Origin of the sequence: Peribacillus acanthi (assembly GCF_003073175.1) — a bacterium.
GTDB lineage: Bacteria > Bacillota > Bacilli > Bacillales > DSM-1321 > Bacillus_BN > Bacillus_BN acanthi.
In genome coordinates this window covers 110940-127151 of the sequence record NZ_QBBX01000005.1, presented here as the reverse complement: position 1 = coordinate 127151, position 16212 = coordinate 110940, and the positions used below count along the sequence as shown (strand labels likewise).

Below are 16212 nucleotides of genomic sequence, written 5' to 3'. Positions count from 1 at the left end.
CTTTTTGCATATGAAAGGGAAAAGACTAGAAATCAGTATGAATTCGACTTTTTTATAGAAAAAGTACCATATTTCGATTATTTCCGCGGAAATGAAAAGGAGTATTGAATTGAAGAAATACACCATATTACTTCTGTCCATTATACAAATAGGCCTCTCTATAATCAGCATATATAAAATCTATCAACCAAAAGTAGGACCGATTGGTGATGGGAACATTTCTCCTTTGTTTTGGGTTTCTACCATTTCATTTTTAGTGAGTGGATTAAGTTTTTTAAGTCTTAGTGTGTATATGTTTTGGAATGAAAAAAATAGGGAGATTTAGAATGTCTCCCTATACCCTAATCTCAGTCAAACGATCTAAATTTCTCCGGTACAAACGGCATACTTGAAGGTACATCGACCAACTCCAATTCTGGATATCGCAAGGCCGTCAATTTCCCTCCGAATACGCATCCTGTGTCGATATTGTATGTATTTTCAATCTTACGTGCATCTTTTACAGGGGTATGGCCGTAAACAATCAATGGTTTTCCTCGATAATGTATGGCCCAGTCGCGTCTAACGGGAGAACCGTCTGGATGTTTTTCGCCTGTAATATCTCCGTAAAACACAAAGGTCCTTACTTTCTCATCCGTTCGTCCAATATATTTTTCTGAGATACCAGCGTGGGCGATAATTAGTTGCTTATTATCTAGTGTTTGATACAATGGGGCCTTTTCATATAGCTCCATGAATTTTCTTCGTATTTCTTTTTGCTCACCCGTTGAAAGGGCTTCATATTCAGCAACAGTGGTCTCTAATCCGTGTGAGATTTGGACTTTATTTCCTTTAAAATAACGATATAGTTTATTGCAGTGATTTCCTGGAGTATAATAGGCATCTTGTTTTTCGACAGCTAACCTCCAAACCACCTCAATCACATTGAGTGACATTGGTCCTCGATCTGTCAAATCTCCTACAAAAGCTAATTTTCTTCCTTCAGGATGAACAGGAATGTCATCCTGCCACAGGTACCCCATTTTTACAGTTAATGCTTGAAGCTCCTCATAACATCCATGAATATCTCCTATAATATCTAGCTTCATGTATCAACATCCTATCTAAAGTATGTTTCTTCTCATTTGTAGTATCTTACCATAGTTTAGGCATTATAAAGGAAGGTATTGACAAAAGTGTGTTTCCTTTTGAATGTTGCTTGAGTAATATATTTGGGTATGGTAGTTCTAAGACTAAATAATCGGTTGAATAATAGGTGTAAGAATAAATTCCCTTCATTTTAGTAGCGACAAAGCTGTTTAGTTTTGCTAGTATAATGAAGGGTAAAAATAATTTATAATTGATGATTTTTCAATAAAAATGTCATTAGATTGAGAGGGGGGGAAGTAATGAGTGAACAGCAGGAACGCGATCGTGAAATGGAGAAATTGAACGAAGACCTGATAATTGAAGCTCTTGAAAAAGATAATTTAGATGCTTTTCGAGACGAGTTTACTGAATTACATCCGTATGATCAAGCAAAGCTTTATATGAAGCTGGATAAGGAAATAAGGTCGAAAATTTATCATTACTTATCCCCTGAAGAAATGGCTGGCTTATTTGAAAATCTTGAAATAGAAGAAGATGAATACGAAGAGCTTCTTTCTGAAATGAATCCAACCTATGTTGCCGACATGCTCGCGCAAATGTATGCGGATGATGCGGTTGACGTCTTAAATGAGTTGGATAAAGACCAAGTAGTTAGTTATCTGACTATCATGGATGATGAAGCAGCTCAGGAAATCAAAGAGCTTCTGCATTATGAGGAGTATACGGCTGGTAGTATCATGACAACGGAGTTCATTGCTATCTCCAAGAACCAAACCGTTCGATCCGCCATGTACATTTTGAAAAATGAAGCTCCGCGTGCAGAAACGATTTATTATGTATATGTGGTAGATGAAGATAAAAAACTTGCAGGAGTTATATCTCTTCGTGATTTGATTGTATCGGATGACGATACGATGATAGCAGAAGTGATGAGCGATCGTGTTGTATCAGTTTCAGTAAGTGAGGACCAAGAAGAAGTCGCAAGGAAAATGAGAGATTACAATTTCTTGGCCGTACCAGTGGTAGATTTCCAGAACCATTTGCTAGGAATCATTACGGTCGATGACATTATCGATGTTATGGATGAAGAGGCTTCAGACGACTATTCCAAGCTTGCCGGGGTATCTGACCTTGATAGAATGGACAGAAATCCAGTTGGTGCTGCAAAAAAACGACTTCCTTGGCTCGTGATTTTATTGTTCCTTGGAATGATGACTGCCAGCTTGATTGGAAGGTTTGAAGAAACATTGAATCAAAAAGCAATATTGGCGGTTTTTATACCGTTGATTGCAGGGATGGCAGGAAATACAGGAACACAGGCACTAGCGGTAGCAGTCCGTGGTATCGCTACAGGTGATTTAGAACAAGAAAGCAAATGGAAATTGATTCTTCGAGAAGCGGGAACAGGTGTCATCACTGGAACAACCTGTGGGGTATTAGTGACATTTGTAGTTTATTTATGGCATGGGGATTGGTTTTTAGGCTTTTTAGTGGGATTATCCATTTTCTCTACATTGATTGTTGCAACATTAGCTGGATCACTCGTTCCACTTTTAATGCACCGTATGAAAATTGATCCTGCGGTAGCATCAGGACCGTTTATTACAACCATCAATGACTTAATCAGTATTTTAATCTACTTTGGAATGGCTACCTTATTTATGAGTTATTTAAAGTGAAAACCTGCGGATTCGCAGGTTTTTATTTTTGGGACGGTTATTCTAAGTACCTCTAACGGATTTTTGATTTAAGTAGAAGGTGATGGGATTATTAATCCTTCACTTTGTAATGATTATCCGTCACTTACCCCCGTTAATCCTTTGGTTTGTATAGTTTTATCCATCACATTTTTATATAACTGAGAATTTATCCATTTTTTATTCCATTTATCCTACGCTATGGAATTCATCTTATTCACTCCAATTGCTTTATCCATCACATTTTTCCTTTGAAATTAACTTGATAGAAGGATTGTTATAGCTCTAAAAAGTATAAGGTTGGTATTCAATATTTCTGTATACAGCTGGAACGGAAATCAACAGGAAAATTTAACAGTGCCTAAAGAATAAAAAACTTTCTCGCTGCATTTTTTTCTGTTATGATTAGTAGTAGGTACTAATAACTTGTATAAATAGGAGGACATATAGAAATGACTCTTTCATTAGATGGAAAAACTTATGTAGTAATGGGCGTAGCAAATAAACGAAGCATCGCATGGGGAATCGCTAGATCTTTGCACACTGCTGGAGCTAAATTAATCTTCACATACGCAGGTGAAAGATTAGAGAAAAGTGTTCGAGAGCTTGCAGATTCTCTTGGTGCCAATAGTCTAGTTCTTCCTTGTGATGTAACAAATGACCAAGATATTGAAAAGTGTTTCGCTGAGATTAAAGAAGAAGTAGGCGTGATTCATGGAGTAGCACATTGTATCGCTTTCGCTAATAAGGAAGAATTAGAAGGCGATTATATGAATACAACAAGAGAAGGTTTCTTATTAGCTCATAACATTAGCTCATATAGCTTAACGGCTGTTTCAAAAGTAGCTGAAGGATTAATGACTGAAGGCGGTAGCATTGTTACATTGACATACCTAGGTGGAGAGCGTGTCGTTCCTAACTATAACGTAATGGGTGTTGCCAAAGCTTCTTTGGATGCTAGCGTAAAATATTTAGCGAATGATTTGGGTAAAAAAGGAATCCGCGTTAATTCAATTTCTGCTGGTCCAATCCGTACGTTATCAGCAAAAGGTGTTAGCGATTTCAACTCCATTCTAAAGGAAATTGAAGAAACAGCTCCGCTTCGCCGTACAACAACTCCAGAAGAAGTGGGAGATACTGCATTGTTCCTATTCAGTGATTTGTCTCGCGGAATTACAGGAGAAAACATTCACGTTGACTCTGGATACCATGTCCTATAAGAAAATATAAAAGAAAAGGGTGGCGATTTTGCCACCCTTTTGCATATGGAAAAAGATGCGCTGAAATTCAAAATTCTATTAAATTATGTCGACTGATATCGAATTGAATAGGGCAGGATTTAAGTTTGTTTTACGTACCGATGGACGACCTAAAAAGTACCCTTGGGCAAAAGGAATGCCAAGTTCCATACAGGTGGACAATTCTCGCGCCGTTTCAATTCCTTCTGCGATGATATTGCTGTCCATTTTACTAGCCAATGTCGTGAACACTTCAACAATATGCCTTTTCATTGGATGTGTATCAATCGAGCTAATTAGAGAGCGATCTATTTTTATGTAATCAGGCGTGAGCTCACAGATTGCCTGCAAAGAAGAATATCCAGCCCCTGCATCATCAACTGCTATGAGAAATCCTTGATTGCGATAATGTTGAATAACTTCTCGAAAAGCCTCAAAATCCTCAATCGCACTTCTCTCAGTTATTTCAAACACGATATCTGAGGGCTCAATCCCATATTTCTTTAATAACTGAATTGTATGGCCAGGTGTGAAATTAGGATCGTAAATAACTTGAGCACTGATGTTTAAAAATAATTTTTCTCCTTGTTTTAAAAAGGGGGTACTTCTCTCAATGGCAAGCTCTCTTGCCGCTTTCTCCAACCCATACAAATGTCCTGTTTTTTCTGCATACGAAAATAATGCGATGGGAGAGAAAACAGGACTATCAATTGGCCCTCTTGTTAAAGCTTCAAACCCATATGGTTGCCCTTTCGAAAGTTGAACGATGGGTTGGAAGTGAGTAATTAAATTACGTTTTTGTATTATTTGATTCAATAAATACCTCTTTGAGTGTGATAGACCCCCTACACTCCATTCCTCGTTAATTAATGACAATTTTATTCCCTCTCCTAGCCCTATGTTGATTACAGTCGTATTGTATCAATCCGATGTAAATTTTTTATTAAGAGAAGGTAAATTTATCCTACCATTCATAATTCAATGAATTCTGAATATATATAGAAAAAAATACTGCCTTCGGGAGTGATTCCGAGGTATTTCTTGGAGGGTGGGACATGAGTAGGAACAGTGACGATAAAAAAGCGAAGCCGTTTATGTATATCGTTCAGCCAGATATTGCTCCTCCCGAACAAAATATGCAAGACATTTATAGGATTTCCAAACATGAACCTGAAGTAGTCGAAATAGATGATGCGAACCCTGAAAATGAATTGCACAATGGGGAGAAAGCAAAAGTCAAAGTGGTAAGAAAAATTCAGGTGGATGCAGAGGAAAATGTGGTTGTCGAATTAGGTACAAGTGTCGCCACAAAAACCGAGCAAAGTGTAAACGATGAGATAGAAGTAAAACCTTCTGATGAATCGGTCATGAAAGGGCAAGAACGAAAAAAATTCAGTGAAATGACGAAAGAAGAACTTATTAATTTTTTGGCGAGGATTCCATTAGTTGTACCCAAACCTACCTGTGATATGAAAATCAAAGGGAAGATGGTTAGAGGCCATATCGAAAAGAGGAAAGGTGACCTTTACTATGTACGGACGGGGTTTGGGCAAAAACCTTTAGAATGCAAGCTAGAAGATTTCGAGTCAATCGTCGTTCTTAACTTATAAAAAAAGAAGAAAGGCTACTGCTGGGCAGTAGCCTTCCGTTTAGTTACGGAACGTTCTTACAGGTGGTAAGCAAGAAACGGATGTGAAGTTCTTTAAGTCAACAGTGATACAAATACCAGTGCGTAGTACACGATCAGTATTTTTCAATTTCCAAAGGAATTTGTCAAAATCTGTGATGATGTCTACTGGAATTGCCCAACCGCCACCTCTTAGAGCTTCTGTTCCATTTTCATCTGAACCAGTATAGCAAGGATCTAGTTCTAGAAGTTCAAGCGTTGCACAGCAAGAATCCTCGTCAACTTCACTTACACGGAAAAGGAAGCTTTTCTCTACATCAAAGATACCGCAACCTCCACGGTCTCTTCTTACTCCAATGCCTTGGAACGGTTCGCAACCGCAAGTTAATAACACAGGAATAGTGTCAAACGGATTCCGTCTTGTTCTTGCAGGATTAACTAGTTCTTCAATAGCCATATTACAACTTGTTCTACAGCTATCATCATTACGGTCATCTACTCTATCTTGTGCATCAGCAATTGCAGCTAGTGTGTCACATACGCAATCGTTTGAAAATTTGTGATGTCCACAACCCATTTTATTTCCTCCTAATAATATGATTGACATTTGTCACTTACAGAATATGAAGGAATGTGCAAAAAGGCATGAGTTAGAAGCCTAAATTACATAGAAATTCATGACAAGTGTACAAAAAATTCTATTCTAAAGAGTTAGGAAGTGTACCATGTTCGAAAATAGTTTTCATTTTTTTCTGTTGGCGCTTGCAAGTTTTAGACTTACGCGCCTCGTCGTCTATGATAAAATTACTGAATTTATCCGGAATCCTTTTTTTGATGAAATTGAAGAGGTTAACGAAAAGGGAGAAAAGGAGTATTTTATTACACCAAAAACAAAAGGGATCAGAGGTTGGATTGGGGCTTTGCTAAGTTGTCATTGGTGTACAGGTGTTTGGTCAGCGATATTTTTAGTTCTAGCCTATCGGTTTGGTCCAAATTGGTTTGGAGTGGTGATTGTCATTTTGGCGGTTGCAGGACTGGCAGCCTTAATTGAAACATTGGTTCAAAAATGGATGGACTAAAAAACATGGATGGATTAGGCTTTTGACAGAAACCACCTTTGTACAACCTCATATGATGTAAGGGAAGTAGGTATCTTTTTAGATTGGAGGCGCATGATAACATGATGCAAAATCAACCAAAAATTTATCCAAAACCAAGGCCTCAAGCCCAATCTCAATCTCAATCTCAACCTGTTCAACAACCTGTCAAAAAAGGCGGCTGTGGCTGCGGAAGTAAAAAAAGGCCTCGATAAATACATCAAGTAGAAATGTAGCACTGCTGCATTTCTATTTTTTTTGTCAAAGTGTCTGTTTGGTAATATGTTCTGTTGATTTGGTAATAAAATTGAGATTTCGGTAAAAAAACTCTTCCATTCGGTAAAATATTTAACCCGTTCGGTAATTTCCTGATAATGAGCACAATCTGCCTTTAGGCGTCCCTTATATATATATGAATTCCAGCATTTCCAACCAAAATTCTGTGACTTTTAGTAGTCTAGCAGCGAAAATCATCCAGAAATCCTTAACTTTCATACATAGATATCCATTGAAACCGTTCACATTTCCTTTGACCACGTATTTTCCTATTCCTGCTGAAGAATAACTTGCATTATAACAGCTTTTATTCTTTATAGTGCAAATGGTGTTTCCTTTCATTCCCATAATTATGAAACATATTTTCTGCTTCTTTGTAAAAAATAACAAAAAATGAAATCCATAAGGGGGTGGAAGTATGCGAACAAGAATAGGTTTCATATGTGTAGTGGTTTTAGCTTTATTGACCGTAATGGGTTGTTCAGCGCAGGATAAATCCAAGGATACAAGATTAGCCCTTTTAAAGACAACGAATCCTCATCCAGCTGTTTTGAAAGAGACGGAAAAAGAGTTTGAATTCGCTGAAGGCATGCAGAAATATGTGTTGTCTTACCCCGAAATCTATGATGTTGCAATTGTGACAGGAGAGAAGAAAATTCTAGTCGCATATAAAGTAAAACATTTACATAGGTTCCGAATGAAGAAAATTGAAAAAGAGTTGACGAAGAAACTAGAAAAAAAATATCCCGACCATAAATTTGTTGTATCAAGCGACTACAAGATTTTCATGGAAGTAGTGGAGTTAAATGATCATTTGAAGGATCCGAATTATTCGAGGGAAAAAGCTAACAAATGGTTTAAAGATATATTAGAGCTGAAGAAAGAACAAATATAGGAAGAAGGAACATCATGAGCAAACAGGAAAACCTAACGCCTCAACAACAGAAATACCAACAGCTTCAATCTAAGCATGAAATAAAAAGGCCAGTTTTTATGAATTGTGTACGTGCTTTTTTAGTAGGAGGAACCATTTGTCTGATTGGACAGGCAATTACTTATATGTATATTTATTTCTTTAACTTTACTGAGCAAAGTGCTGGAAACCCTACTGTAGCCACAATGGTGTTCCTCTCCATGCTGTTGACGGGTTTTGGTATTTATGACCATTTAGGACAGATTGGTGGTGCAGGCAGTGCCGTCCCAGTTACCGGTTTTGGAAATGCGGTTATCTCCGCAGCGATTGAACACCGGACGGAAGGATATGTTCTCGGAGTGGGCGGTAACATATTTAAGCTAGCTGGTTCTGTGATCGTATTTGGAGTTTTCTCAGCGTTTGTAGTAGCTCTTATCAAAACAATCTTTTTAAAACTGGGGGGATAAACGATGCTCGTAGGCTCACAATCTTGGCAATTTGCAAATCATCCTGTCATTGTTTCTACCGGAGTGACAGGTGGTCCTTTTGAGGCAAGAGGAAACCTGGCCGAAGATTTCGATATCCTCCATGAAGACTTATGGATGGAACAGGATACGTATGAAAAGGCACATCGTATTTTATTGGAAGAAGCTATTGAAACGGCATTAAAGAAGGGTTCAACCAAGGAGAAAGATATTCAATTTTTATTGGCTGGGGATTTAATTAACCAAATTACGCCAACTTCTTTTGCGGCAAGAACAACAGCCATTCCCTATTTCGGATTGTTTGGAGCGTGTTCTACCTCAATGGAAGGTCTTGCTCTAGCCGCTTTCATCGTCAATTATGGAGGGGCAAAAAAAGTCCTGACGGGTGCATCCAGTCATAATGCAGCGGTAGAAAAGCAATTTCGGTATCCAACTGAATATGGTGGACAAAAGCCACCAACAGCTCAGTGGACCATCACTGGAGCGGGAGTAGCCATGCTTGCTCAAAAAGCCGATTATCCAGAACCTTTGCCGTATATAACTGCTGCAACCATTGGGAAAGTTATTGACATGGGGTTAACAGACCCTTTTAACATGGGTGGAGCAATGGCACCTGCCGCAGTGGATACCATTATGGCGCATTTCCAAGATACAGGATTGAATCCTAGTCATTATGACTTGATCGTGACTGGTGACCTTGGTCAAATTGGAAATGAGACAGCTTTTGATTTATTGACGACTAAAGGGTTATCCATCAATAAAGAAAAGTTCAAGGATTGCGGATTATTAATATACAAAGACGATCAACCGGTGATGTCTGGCGGTAGTGGTGCTGGCTGTTCTGCGACCGTCCTATACGGACATTTATTGAATGAAATGAAAAAAGGGACGTACAAAAGGATTTTAGTTGTAGCAACTGGAGCTTTATTATCTCCACTTTCGTTTCAACAAGGTGAGTCCATTCCATGTATTGCCCATGCAGTCGCTATTGAATTTGGAGGCTAGAAGAAGAGGAGGGATATCAATGTTACCAATGTTTTTCTGGGCATTTGTTGTGGGTGGAGCCATTTGTGTAATTGGTCAGCTATTATTTGACGTCGCAAAGCTTACTCCGGCCCATACCTTGAGCTTACTCGTTGTCATCGGTGCAGTCATGGATGGACTCGGATTATATGAACCACTTATTGATTTTGCAGGTGCAGGAGCGACAATCCCAATTACAAGCTTTGGAAATGCTCTCACCCACGGAGCGATGCATCACGCGGAAATGCACGGACTTGTTGGGGTGTTAACAGGTATGTTCGAAGTCACTAGCTCAGGGATATCAGCAGCGATTGTCTTCGGATTTATTGCCTCATTGATTTTTAAACCAAAGGGGTAAGTATATGAATAGAGAATCAATTGAAGTACTGACCGAATTGAAAGCAATGACAGATTACATGGAAGCTGAGTTGAGTAACTGGGCGATTCTAATGGGTTCCGAACATGATGCTCAGCAGCTCCATTCGTGTATGTTAGAAGTGATTTCGGTCGGAGATGCTTTGCAAAAGAGAATGAATGATTTAGAACGACAGGGGAAGTAAGGTGAAAGAATGCCTGAATATGTAGAAGTCGCGATCCGCTCAGTCTGCATCATTGTCGGACTTTTCTTCGTGACTAAGCTTTTAGGAAAAAAACAGCTCTCAAAATTGTCTTTTTTTGAATATATAGCAGGGATCACAATCGGCGATATAGCTGGAACCTTATCTATGGATGCAGAACTGAATCTGGCAAACGGAATCACAAGCATATTAATTTGGTCATTGTTTCCTATCATCGTTTCATATTTTTCGATTAAAAATCGGTTTTTCCGTGATTTTGTGGAAGGGAAACCTACCACTCTTATCAAAGACGGGAAATTATTAGAGAAAAATATTCGAAAAGAACAATATACAGCTGAGGAACTGTTGGAGCAGCTAAGGAAGAAGGATATTTTTAGAGTAGCTGATGTAGAATTTGCAGCTTTGGAAACAAATGGTGAAATAAGTGTATTGCTAAAATCTGAAAAGCAACCAATCCTTTACGGTGATATCTTTCAAGAGAAACGAAAAACCGGCGTTACACAAACGATCATTGAGGACGGGGAAATATTTGATGATGGTTTAGCAGGTGCTGGTTTGAACCGTAAGTGGCTACAAGGGGAACTAGGGAAAAAAAATCTTACTGTAGAAAATGTATTTCTTGCACAAGTGGATCCCAATGGAGAGCTTTTCATCGACACTTACGATGACACATTGAATGTTCCAAAAAACAAGGATAAAGAGCTTCTTCTCTCTGCATTTCAAAAGCTTAATGCTGATTTGAATTTCCTTTCTGTAAGTGAAAAAGATCCGGAAACAAGGGGGCTTTATAAGAATCTTGCCCAAAAAATATCAAAGAGTCTTAAAATGGTCAATGACCTAAAAAGGGCTCAAAACCATTGAGATATAAGCATTTCTTTATATTTTTATCTTCAATAATCTAACGTTAACTGGGCATGAGCCCATACACCTTTTGCTTTTTTTACATATGTTATGAGTGAACTAAGCGAAAGCGTGGTGAAATATATGTACGGATACGGATACGGCGGATGCTGCTCACCTGGTTACGGCGGTGGCTACGGTTCTACTTTCGTTTTGATTGTAGTATTGTTCATCCTATTAATTATCGTAGGTGCTTCTTTCTGCTAATATGTAATAACGAAAACGGAATGGGAAACCATTCCGTTTTACTTTTTTTCAGGGTATATATTTATGTTTTTAGACGTATCGTCGTTCCTCACTCATTTTCCAACTTGTTCATTTTCTCCGCATAAATTATACATTCTTTCACCATTATCTAGCCCATACTTATGTACCCAAACCCCCAAAGCGCACTATGAGGGGGGATTTTATACAGTCGAAAAGCTCATTGATTAGGCGATTTAGTAGTCATAATCATAGTCGTAATCGTAATCGCCATTAGAATTTTCTCTGTAAGACCTTCTTTTTGAACATTTATTGTAGCATTTAGATCTGCAGCAATTACATTTATGGTCCTCTTTTTTTTCACATTTGTCTTTCTTATCGTGTTTCGGTTTCGGTGGCTTAGGTGGCTTTGGTTTTTTCTTATGTTTCTTTTTATGATCATGATTACTTTGTTTGCAGTCCTTATGCTGATCTTGTTGGTTGCTAGACATGTTCTTATCCCTCCTTCTACTATGGAATGAGTTTACAGATGCATGTCTTTGCTATCGCACATCTTATAGACTCAACATAATATATGAGGAAAATATAACGAGTGCATGGACGAGTATCATGATGAAATTGGTGGATAAGGAAAAAATTCTTGTTTATCCACGGCTTTACATTTTTTCTGCACCATTTCAAATGCCCATCATACGATAGAAAGACAGAGAAGGAGGGCATGAAAATGGATTCAAATTTTTTTAAGAACATGGAAAAGAAAACGGGCGTTAACATGGGGGATATTTTAAATCTTGCTAACTCTCTGCAAGGTGCAAATTTAAGAGATGAAACGACCATTCGTAACCTGATTAAACAAGTATCTAAAATGGCCAATAAACCTGTGAACCAGGAAATGGAAGACAAAATTGTCCAGTCAATTGTGGCTGACGGCAAAAGCATTGATTTTAGTACAATTGCTAACATGATTAATAATAAAAAATAGTAGCATATAGTAAAAAAATCGAGTTTACGCTCAGAATCAATGTAAACTCGATTTTTTTTCTTCGTTAATTCACTATAGATATAAAATCCTTGTAAAATATGTATTCTTAAGAATAGGCTGTTCTCGTAAACTTTGTTGCTATATTAAATTTTAAAAGTCCGAGTTGATTGGAGCGGAAATCAACGGGCAACTATATAGTGTTAAAACAACATTCTTTGCGAAAAGAGCCTAAGAAAAAGAGACCATACTTGTCCAATATGATCTCTTCTTATAAGGGAATGATATTTTCCAGAAAAGATTAAGCTAATCTGAAAGCAACGATTTCGCTAGGATCGATATACGCATTGGCTACTAGAATTGTACCGTTAAGGATACCGCGGAATACACCAGTAATTGTGGTACCACCTTCTAAAATGACTGTAACTTCAGTCCCAATGGATACGCTGTTGGCGAAAAATTGGCTTGGGTTACCATTTTGGCCGTTTTGTCCTCCACCATTATCTTTTTTGTGGTGATGATGTTTTGGCATGTAAAATCACCTCTTCCCTATTAGGATAGAATATTCTATGGATTTTCTACAAAAGGGTGAGGGGCATGTCTACTATTTATATAAAAATGTATGTTTTACTCAGTTTTTGATAGTTTTAGCTTTTTATATACTTGATTGATACTATGATATCCGTGACTTTCTACCATATATCCGTAACTTTCCACCATATATCCGTGACTTTCTACCAAAAATGCGTTTTAAAAATATCATTTATGTGAGATCTAAACATATATCCTATTTACATAAAAACGAGGTCGCACTTCTAAGAGTGCGACCTCAATTAAACTATATTTTTAAAAATCTAGAAGGATGTGCTTTTTTTCCTCTTCGGGTCTGAGGAACTGATAGAATAAGCTCTTCCTTTGCACGGGTGCACGCTACGTACATTAATCTTCGTTCTTCTTCCAGTGCCGATGGATCGCCTTGCCTATGTGCCTCTAGTGCAAAATCATGTGGAATTCCGCCTTCCACTGCACTTAATATATAGACACATTTGTATTCCAAGCCTTTTGAACGATGGATGGTAGATAGTTGGATGGCTTGACGAAAATGCTTTGAGAGCTGTTTCACTTCTTTATTCATTGCCATCATATGGTCACAATGATCGAGGAACTCCTCTACTGACACAAATCGCTTAGCCGCAACTTTTAAATCACGGACATCATCTGAACCCTTATCCTGCATACTACCTTCGTTGCCTCGTTTCTTCACATAATCAGAAAAGCCCAGATCCTTTTCAATGATTTCAAGCGCGATGCTAGGCTTCATATCTTTCAAATTACGAACAAGGGAAGGGAGCATACGTAGCTTCCTCTCTTGAAAACTATGACCAGTTTTAACGAAAGAAAAAGCCGCAACGTAATCGCAATCTTGCAAAATGGATTGAGCCTTGATTTCCTGAAGAACACTTTGCTTTAAGAAAAGGGCCGGAAACACATCGCTTACCGCTTTGCTGTCATGTGGGTTTTTGCTTAAGCGTAAGAATGCCAGCATGGCTTTAACTATACGACGTTCATAAAATGATTCTGCATCACGTTCAATTGCAAATGGTAGATTCGATGAAGCTAATCGTTCAAAAATGGCACGACTCATCGAGTGGGTACGATAAAGAATAGCAAAATCCTCAGGGTTGTACCCATGCTTTTCTATCTTCTCTGACATATCCGCTACAATCATTGTTGCTTCGAGTTCCTCATCATATGGGAAGCATAGGGTAGGGATCTTACTATCATCATATTGAGCATGCATGTTCTTTACACGACGGTTATTATTTTTAGAAATAATTCGATTCGCAGTAGAAACAATACCATGGGATGAACGATAGTTTTCGTTCAAGGTGACAATAGTGGCAGTCGGAAAATCTTTCTCAAAATGTAGGATGTACGATGGATCACTGCCACGGAAGGAATAAATCGCCTGATCGTCATCACCAACCGCACACACATTTTTAGTTTCGGCTGAAAGGAGTTTAATCAATTCATATTGAACTCTATTAATATCCTGGAATTCATCTACAAGAAAATAGCGGAATCGTTGCTGATACCTTGATAGAATGTCGGGCTGCTCTATGAACAGCTCGTAGCAACCAATCAACATATCATCAAAGTCATACCGTCCGTTCATTCTTTTTTCCTTTTCATACCGTTCATATAAATACAAACAAGACTCTTCGAATTCTGACTCAGCCTTTATATCAGAGGGAAACAGCAATGAGTTTTTCCATAATCCAATTTGCTGAATCGCTTGATCATAAGCGAACTCCTTATCATCGAGACCTTTATCCCATCCTGCTTTTTTCAATATAACTTCTTTCTCCCAGTCCCATTTAATCAAGCTTTCTTTTTGCCACCGTTCCCGTTCATGGAACATAAGTATCTTATAAAAAATGCTGTGGAAGGTCCCAGTCACAAGTCCATTCAATACAGCTGGTGTAATACCAGGGTACGATTGAAGACGTTCTTTCATTTCCTGAGCAGCTTTGGCTGTAAAAGTGACTAGCATAATTTCTTTAGGTGAAATGCCCTTTGACAACATATAGGCTGTTCGCGAGGTTAGGACTCTAGTTTTTCCACTGCCAGCACCTGATAGAACGAGTAACGGTCCTTCTATATGAGTTACTGCTTGCAGCTGTTGATGATCTAGTATGACGCCAGAGGTTGCTAACCGGTCTAAATATTCATCTTCTATTGAAACTGGTAGGCGCTCGTTTTTGCTATATGCTGGGACTAGTGGGCTGATGGGTTTACTAGCTTTATAGAATTCAAGTTCAGTTATTGTTGACGTGGAAGTTCCAATGCTTCGAGAAACTGGGACACGAAAACCATTTCGTTCTATATATATAGAGGTTGATTCAGTCGGTTGGACGTCTTCAACTTGTTTTTCCATACATGGCTCGTCCGGTCTTTGAACATGAAAAAAGTACGGCTCCCTATCCATTCCGATATACAAACGTACGGACTCGTGACAAAGCGGGCAGCTTAACAGCCCCTTTTTCCCACGCTCATATGTAAGCTGCAGGGCATCTGGTGAAAGATAAGGCAATGTAATATTTTCTTGCTGGAACAACGCTTTCTTCATGCAGAACCCCCTACGAAAAATAAAAAATTTATATGCTTATCCAAAAAAATAGTCAATCCCCATGATAGCAGAACATAGACTAAAGCTAAAGACTATATTCATAGTCAGATTATGTTAGTACGAACAGACTAAAGTTTCATTTTTGAAAAAAAGGGTACAAAATCCGTAATTCATATCGAACGCTTTAAGGAAAATATAACTTGTATCTGACTTTTAACAAAAATGAAGAAGGGGTGGAATCATGGGGTATATTGCACCAGTAACTCATTACGACTATTTACAATACGCGAAACGAATCGACAGTGGAAATAAAAAACCGTTACCTTTCGTACAAGGGGTTAACGCCATTTTACCAGTCAAATTTTATACGCAAACGGATGAATGGGTAGACGAGACTCATGAGGAAACTCCAAAAGAAGAACCGAAACGAAAATTCCCGTTCTTTATTCAAAACAAATACAAAAAACAGGTTGAATCAGAAACCATTCAAAAAACAGCAGCCGAAATAACAGGAAAAGGCAGGCTCTTTAACGAAATGATATGACAAGACCCATAGGAAATTATTGTCTAATGTTGAAGTTAACAGAGATTGCAAGGAACTGTTATTATTTTCAAGGAGACATCAATATAGGTTATGTACGTTCTGAACATGAAGGATTGCTGATAGACGCGGGTCTTGAAGCAAGTACGATGAAAAAAGTTCTTCGTCAATTAGATGAACTTCACATGCCGGTCACCCATTTGATTTTGACGCATTGTCATGCAGATCATTATGGGGGAGCGGCTTATTTGCAGTCCAACCGTGATGTGTCCGTTTATAGTACGAAACTCGAAGCAGCCATTGCTGAAAACCCCATCATGGGATTTTTGAAAAGGATTATCAAGGAACGATCTGGAAGAATTTACAGAAACATGAACAAATTACTTCTGATTTGCGGACCATTTTAAGAGATTCTCATGGTAAAATAGAGTTTCA

Annotated in this window: 21 protein-coding genes; 15 read left to right on the top strand and 6 right to left on the bottom strand. The window is 38.3% G+C overall.

Translation table 11 applies throughout. From position 1 onward, the window contains the following. Window positions 1-347: 347 nt before the first annotated feature. On the bottom strand, window positions 348-1088 hold the full coding sequence (prpE, locus tag DBX25_RS06780) for a bis(5'-nucleosyl)-tetraphosphatase PrpE (protein WP_108670026.1): 741 nt from the start codon (window positions 1086-1088) through the stop codon (window positions 348-350). Between the two features lie 330 nt (window positions 1089-1418). On the opposite strand from prpE, the gene mgtE reads away from it, so the two are divergent. Both mgtE and fabI read left to right on the top strand, forming a co-directional pair. Continuing rightward, on the top strand, window positions 1419-2768 hold the full coding sequence (mgtE, locus tag DBX25_RS06775) for a magnesium transporter (RefSeq protein WP_420812929.1): 1350 nt from the start codon (window positions 1419-1421) through the stop codon (window positions 2766-2768). A 470-nt stretch (window positions 2769-3238) separates the two neighbouring features. Continuing rightward, on the top strand, window positions 3239-4006 hold the full coding sequence (gene fabI / locus DBX25_RS06770; RefSeq protein WP_108670024.1) for an enoyl-ACP reductase FabI: 768 nt from the start codon (window positions 3239-3241) through the stop codon (window positions 4004-4006). Between the two features lie 78 nt (window positions 4007-4084). Here the strand turns inward: fabI and DBX25_RS06765 are convergent, their stop codons facing one another. Then, window positions 4085-4840: an EAL domain-containing protein gene (locus DBX25_RS06765; RefSeq protein ID WP_157950900.1), complete on the bottom strand. Its 756-nt coding sequence runs from the start codon at window positions 4838-4840 to the stop codon at window positions 4085-4087. Window positions 4841-5079: 239 nt separating this feature from the next. Between DBX25_RS06765 and DBX25_RS06760 the strand changes: the two genes are divergently transcribed. Then, entirely contained in the window at window positions 5080-5634 is a 555-nt protein-coding gene (locus DBX25_RS06760; RefSeq protein ID WP_108670022.1) for a CotO family spore coat protein, read from the top strand. Between the two features lie 39 nt (window positions 5635-5673). Here DBX25_RS06760 and DBX25_RS06755 read toward each other — a convergent pair whose 3' ends face one another. Next, window positions 5674-6228 carry a CotY/CotZ family spore coat protein gene (locus DBX25_RS06755; protein ID WP_157950899.1) on the bottom strand — a complete coding sequence of 185 codons (555 nt, stop codon included), beginning with the start codon at window positions 6226-6228 and terminating at the stop codon, window positions 5674-5676. A gap of 148 nt (window positions 6229-6376) precedes the next feature. On the opposite strand from DBX25_RS06755, the gene DBX25_RS06750 reads away from it, so the two are divergent. The 9 genes from DBX25_RS06750 (at window position 6377) to DBX25_RS06710 (ending at window position 11130) form a co-directional block, all read left to right on the top strand. After that, entirely contained in the window at window positions 6377-6730 is a 354-nt protein-coding gene (locus tag DBX25_RS06750; RefSeq protein ID WP_108670020.1) for a DUF1360 domain-containing protein, read from the top strand. 101 nt (window positions 6731-6831) lie between these two features. Continuing rightward, on the top strand, window positions 6832-6963 hold the full coding sequence (locus DBX25_RS21615; protein ID WP_276309589.1) for a hypothetical protein: 132 nt from the start codon (window positions 6832-6834) through the stop codon (window positions 6961-6963). 479 nt (window positions 6964-7442) lie between these two features. Beyond that, window positions 7443-7919: a YhcN/YlaJ family sporulation lipoprotein gene (locus tag DBX25_RS06740; protein ID WP_108670018.1), complete on the top strand. Its 477-nt coding sequence runs from the start codon at window positions 7443-7445 to the stop codon at window positions 7917-7919. Between the two features lie 14 nt (window positions 7920-7933). Further along, complete coding sequence (gene spoVAC, locus DBX25_RS06735; protein ID WP_108670017.1) at window positions 7934-8404, top strand: stage V sporulation protein AC; 471 nt, start codon at window positions 7934-7936, stop codon at window positions 8402-8404. Window positions 8405-8407: 3 nt separating this feature from the next. Then, entirely contained in the window at window positions 8408-9427 is a 1020-nt protein-coding gene (spoVAD, locus tag DBX25_RS06730; protein WP_108670016.1) for a stage V sporulation protein AD, read from the top strand. Between the two features lie 19 nt (window positions 9428-9446). Then, window positions 9447-9803 (top strand): stage V sporulation protein AE, encoded by a 357-nt coding sequence (gene spoVAE, locus DBX25_RS06725; RefSeq protein WP_108670015.1) that lies wholly within the window; start codon window positions 9447-9449, stop codon window positions 9801-9803. 4 nt (window positions 9804-9807) lie between these two features. After that, window positions 9808-10005, top strand: coding sequence for a hypothetical protein (locus DBX25_RS06720; RefSeq protein WP_108670014.1), 198 nt, complete (start codon window positions 9808-9810; stop codon window positions 10003-10005). Window positions 10006-10014: 9 nt separating this feature from the next. Continuing rightward, the gene (locus DBX25_RS06715; RefSeq protein ID WP_108670013.1) at window positions 10015-10884 is read left to right on the top strand and encodes a DUF421 domain-containing protein; all 870 of its coding nucleotides are present in this window, start codon (window positions 10015-10017) and stop codon (window positions 10882-10884) included. A gap of 123 nt (window positions 10885-11007) precedes the next feature. After that, entirely contained in the window at window positions 11008-11130 is a 123-nt protein-coding gene (locus DBX25_RS06710) for a YjcZ family sporulation protein (RefSeq protein WP_108670012.1), read from the top strand. A gap of 217 nt (window positions 11131-11347) precedes the next feature. Here the strand turns inward: DBX25_RS06710 and DBX25_RS20520 are convergent, their stop codons facing one another. Further along, the gene (locus DBX25_RS20520; RefSeq protein ID WP_157950898.1) at window positions 11348-11491 is read right to left on the bottom strand and encodes a hypothetical protein; all 144 of its coding nucleotides are present in this window, start codon (window positions 11489-11491) and stop codon (window positions 11348-11350) included. A 360-nt stretch (window positions 11492-11851) separates the two neighbouring features. Between DBX25_RS20520 and spoVIF the strand changes: the two genes are divergently transcribed. Further along, entirely contained in the window at window positions 11852-12109 is a 258-nt protein-coding gene (gene spoVIF / locus DBX25_RS06700; RefSeq protein WP_108670010.1) for a sporulation-specific transcription regulator SpoVIF, read from the top strand. Window positions 12110-12407: 298 nt separating this feature from the next. Here spoVIF and DBX25_RS06695 read toward each other — a convergent pair whose 3' ends face one another. Both DBX25_RS06695 and DBX25_RS06690 read right to left on the bottom strand, forming a co-directional pair. Further along, window positions 12408-12638: a hypothetical protein gene (locus tag DBX25_RS06695; RefSeq protein ID WP_108670009.1), complete on the bottom strand. Its 231-nt coding sequence runs from the start codon at window positions 12636-12638 to the stop codon at window positions 12408-12410. Between the two features lie 306 nt (window positions 12639-12944). Beyond that, window positions 12945-15236, bottom strand: coding sequence for an ATP-dependent helicase (locus DBX25_RS06690; RefSeq protein ID WP_108670008.1), 2292 nt, complete (start codon window positions 15234-15236; stop codon window positions 12945-12947). A gap of 241 nt (window positions 15237-15477) precedes the next feature. Here DBX25_RS06690 and DBX25_RS06685 point away from each other — a divergent pair, with 241 nt between their 5' ends. Beyond that, window positions 15478-15780 carry a hypothetical protein gene (locus DBX25_RS06685; protein WP_108670007.1) on the top strand — a complete coding sequence of 101 codons (303 nt, stop codon included), beginning with the start codon at window positions 15478-15480 and terminating at the stop codon, window positions 15778-15780. Between the two features lie 26 nt (window positions 15781-15806). Then, the gene (locus tag DBX25_RS06680; protein WP_157950897.1) at window positions 15807-16184 is read left to right on the top strand and encodes an MBL fold metallo-hydrolase; all 378 of its coding nucleotides are present in this window, start codon (window positions 15807-15809) and stop codon (window positions 16182-16184) included. Window positions 16185-16212 lie beyond the last annotated feature (28 nt).

Bases quoted from the DNA above. Each gene is read 5' to 3' on its own strand.
- mgtE (WP_420812929.1), top strand. From the start codon at position 1,419: ATGGAGAAATTGAACGAAGACCTGATAATTGAAGCTCTTGAAAAAGAT.
- DBX25_RS06685 (WP_108670007.1), top strand. From the start codon at position 15,478: ATGGGGTATATTGCACCAGTAACTCATTACGACTATTTACAATACGCG.
- DBX25_RS06755 (WP_157950899.1), bottom strand. From the start codon at position 6,228: ATGGGTTGTGGACATCACAAATTTTCAAACGATTGCGTATGTGACACA.
- DBX25_RS06695 (WP_108670009.1), bottom strand. From the start codon at position 12,638: ATGCCAAAACATCATCACCACAAAAAAGATAATGGTGGAGGACAAAAC.
- DBX25_RS06680 (WP_157950897.1), top strand. From the start codon at position 15,807: ATGTTGAAGTTAACAGAGATTGCAAGGAACTGTTATTATTTTCAAGGA.
- DBX25_RS06710 (WP_108670012.1), top strand. From the start codon at position 11,008: ATGTACGGATACGGATACGGCGGATGCTGCTCACCTGGTTACGGCGGT.
- spoVAC (WP_108670017.1), top strand. From the start codon at position 7,934: ATGAGCAAACAGGAAAACCTAACGCCTCAACAACAGAAATACCAACAG.
- DBX25_RS21615 (WP_276309589.1), top strand. From the start codon at position 6,832: ATGATGCAAAATCAACCAAAAATTTATCCAAAACCAAGGCCTCAAGCC.
- spoVAD (WP_108670016.1), top strand. From the start codon at position 8,408: ATGCTCGTAGGCTCACAATCTTGGCAATTTGCAAATCATCCTGTCATT.
- DBX25_RS06720 (WP_108670014.1), top strand. From the start codon at position 9,808: ATGAATAGAGAATCAATTGAAGTACTGACCGAATTGAAAGCAATGACA.
- DBX25_RS06750 (WP_108670020.1), top strand. From the start codon at position 6,377: ATGTTCGAAAATAGTTTTCATTTTTTTCTGTTGGCGCTTGCAAGTTTT.
- prpE (WP_108670026.1), bottom strand. From the start codon at position 1,088: ATGAAGCTAGATATTATAGGAGATATTCATGGATGTTATGAGGAGCTT.
- DBX25_RS06690 (WP_108670008.1), bottom strand. From the start codon at position 15,236: ATGAAGAAAGCGTTGTTCCAGCAAGAAAATATTACATTGCCTTATCTT.
- DBX25_RS06715 (WP_108670013.1), top strand. From the start codon at position 10,015: ATGCCTGAATATGTAGAAGTCGCGATCCGCTCAGTCTGCATCATTGTC.
- spoVAE (WP_108670015.1), top strand. From the start codon at position 9,447: ATGTTACCAATGTTTTTCTGGGCATTTGTTGTGGGTGGAGCCATTTGT.
- fabI (WP_108670024.1), top strand. From the start codon at position 3,239: ATGACTCTTTCATTAGATGGAAAAACTTATGTAGTAATGGGCGTAGCA.
- spoVIF (WP_108670010.1), top strand. From the start codon at position 11,852: ATGGATTCAAATTTTTTTAAGAACATGGAAAAGAAAACGGGCGTTAAC.
- DBX25_RS06760 (WP_108670022.1), top strand. From the start codon at position 5,080: ATGAGTAGGAACAGTGACGATAAAAAAGCGAAGCCGTTTATGTATATC.
- DBX25_RS06740 (WP_108670018.1), top strand. From the start codon at position 7,443: ATGCGAACAAGAATAGGTTTCATATGTGTAGTGGTTTTAGCTTTATTG.